Genomic DNA, 1738 nt, shown 5'->3' on the forward strand with positions numbered 1-1738 from the left:
GATCTATCCGAGGATTTGTTTTCATCGGATTTGGCTATTGAATCCCTCATACTGGTATCCGACTTCACATTTTCCATTTTATAATAATCCATTACACCTAGATTACCTGTTCTGAAGGCATCGGCAATCGCTTTTGGAACTTCAGATTCAGCTTCAGTAACTTTGGCTCTCATTTCCACATTTTTGGCTTTCATCTCCTGCTCCAAAGCCACGGCCATTGCTCTTCTTTCTTCGGCCCGTGCTTCGGCAACTTTAAGATCTGCAGTGGCCTGGTCAATTTGAAGTTTCGCTCCAATATTTGAACCCACATCTATATCAGCAATATCGATCGATAAAATTTCAAAAGCCGTCCCTGCATCCAGACCTCTCTCCAATACAAGTTTTGAGATCTTATCAGGATTTTCCAATACACTTTTATGGTTCTGAGCAGAACCGATAGAGGTAACTATTCCCTCACCTACCCTTGCCAAGATGGTTTCCTCTCCTGCTCCACCTACAAGCTGTGCGATATTTGCCCGCACCGTAACTCGTGCTTTGGCGATAAGCTGGATTCCATCAGCAGCAACAGCCGCTACATTGGGGGTATTAATCACTTTCGGGTTAACAGAAATTTGTACCGCCTCAAAAACATCTCTACCTGCCAGGTCTATGGCCGTAGCTTGTTTAAATGAAAGACTGATATTGGCTTTGTCTGCAGAGATCAAAGCCCTTATCACATTGGGTACATTACCTCCGGCAAGAAAGTGTGTTTCCAGATCATTGGTGGTAAGGTTTAAGCCAGCTTTGGTAGCTGTAATCAAAGAATTGACAATCACACCCGGTGGCACTTTCCTAATGCGCATGCCTACTAATTCCAAAAGGCCAACCTTCACATTTGAAAAGATGGCTGTAATCCAAAGATTTACAGGAACAAAATAGAGGAAAATAAAGAATATTATTAGCCCGCCAAAAGCTGCAACCAATATTAATACTGAATTTGAAATATCCATGATTTAAGGTTTTATGATGATTTTATTGTTTTCAATTTTAGTAATGGTAATGTTTGTCTTAGAGGAAATAAAGCCTCCTTGAGATTTGGCCTCATATATTTTATCCCCTATCATTATTTTTCCATAAGGTTTACAGTCTGAAATCGTTTCTCCTTGTTGACCAACTTCAAGACCAAGTAAACGGTCATCATAAGTCCTTCCTTCAACCGTATTCTTCAAGGCAAACCGATCCCAAACACCGGATTTAAACCCGTATATAATGAAACCGGTATTTATGATCCCTGAGGCAAAAAGTACGCCGTAAGCAATGGTGACCGAAAAATTACTGAATGCGTGATAAATGCCAAGTGCAGTAAAGACCAAGCCTAATATGCCAACGATTGTTGTTCCGGGAACAAAAATAACTTCCAGCATTATCAAAAGTGCGCCGAAAACAATTAAACTTATTAGTATCAACCAATCCATGAATTACATTTTAACAAGCCAAACCCTACTTGTTTCGGTAAGCTTTCTGTAAAATTACAAGATTTCACAACAATAGAAAGCCTTATGAAATGAATCATTTGCCTTTCCGTAGTTTTAACCAAAAAAGTTCATGGTTAATTGTAGATGAGTAATTATTAATGGTTAATGGTTAATGGTTAATTATTAATGGTTAATTGTTAATTTCGAATTGTTAATTAATAATTGTTAATTCAATAGCGTCCTAAATAAAAAATGAGAGGTTCAATTTTTTGCCCAAAATAGTT

At 38.3% G+C, this 1738-nt stretch carries 2 protein-coding genes; both read right to left on the reverse strand.

What is annotated here, in order from left to right; all coding sequences use genetic code 11:
* A partial coding sequence (gene floA / locus AAC037_RS24185; protein WP_339906241.1) for a flotillin-like protein FloA occupies positions 1-989 on the reverse strand: 989 nt, incomplete at its 3' end.
* 3 nt (positions 990-992) lie between these two features.
* Positions 993-1454 carry an NfeD family protein gene (locus tag AAC037_RS24190; protein WP_339906242.1) on the reverse strand — a complete coding sequence of 154 codons (462 nt, stop codon included), beginning with the start codon at positions 1452-1454 and terminating at the stop codon, positions 993-995.
* Positions 1455-1738 lie beyond the last annotated feature (284 nt).

It is taken from the genome of uncultured Cyclobacterium sp. (genome assembly GCF_963976465.1).
Classification (GTDB): Bacteria; Bacteroidota; Bacteroidia; order Cytophagales; family Cyclobacteriaceae; genus Cyclobacterium.